General features: G+C 52.5%; 1 protein-coding gene. It reads right to left on the reverse strand.

What is annotated here, in order from left to right:
- Positions 1 to 179: 179 nt before the first annotated feature.
- The gene (locus tag CKO41_RS18320; protein ID WP_200383296.1) at positions 180 to 464 is read right to left on the reverse strand and encodes a hypothetical protein; all 285 of its coding nucleotides are present in this window, start codon (positions 462 to 464) and stop codon (positions 180 to 182) included.
- Positions 465 to 672: the final 208 nt, after the last annotated feature.

Raw genomic sequence — 672 nt, forward strand, 5'->3', positions numbered from 1 at the left:
GAAGTTTTGCGGATCCAATACCATCATTGCCACGACCGGCGGTCTTCCGCCACCCCTGGCGAGGAACAATCAGACAGTTAGCGACGGCGCCGTGCCTGCCGGCGATTTCCGGCCACTCGACTTCCGGCGCCGGATTCGATTATAAGGCATTGTTCTTGCGATTGAAAACGACTTTCCGGTCAGGCACTAGCTGTGGCGTCGTACAAGCTACCAGACGCATATTTGTGTAGGATACTGGCAACAAAAATCCGGTAAGGGATGCCAGCCTCAAGTGCCCTTCTCTGAAGCGTAGACAAGTCACGCTCCGACATCCTGATCTGGATTTCTGTCTCACGCTCGACTGTCGTGGCCGCTGCTCGTTCCAGAAAGTTCTTGCGTGCAGAGGACATCTCGGAAGTGAATTCTCCTGCGTCGTACGCATCCAAGATTTCCTGCTCTTCTTTGTTGAGATGGTCACTGGTCATTTTTTATCTCTGAGATATTGTTTAGTCGCTTTTCGGCTTGGTATCACGGTTTTGAGGAAGATTTCTTGATCATCTTCTACATAGTGCCTGGACGGAAAGTCGTTTTCAATCGCAAGAACAATGCCTTATAATCGAATCGGGCACCGGAAGTCGAGCGGCCGGAAGCCGTCTGGGCCCACGGCGCCGCCGCTAACTGCCTGATTGTTCG

The organism is Thiococcus pfennigii (assembly GCF_016583835.1).
GTDB lineage: Bacteria > Pseudomonadota > Gammaproteobacteria > Chromatiales > Chromatiaceae > Thiococcus > Thiococcus pfennigii.

Excerpts from the sequence above, each read along its gene's own strand:
- CKO41_RS18320 (WP_200383296.1), bottom strand. The coding sequence starts at position 464 with ATGACCAGTGACCATCTCAACAAAGAAGAGCAGGAAATCTTGGATGCG.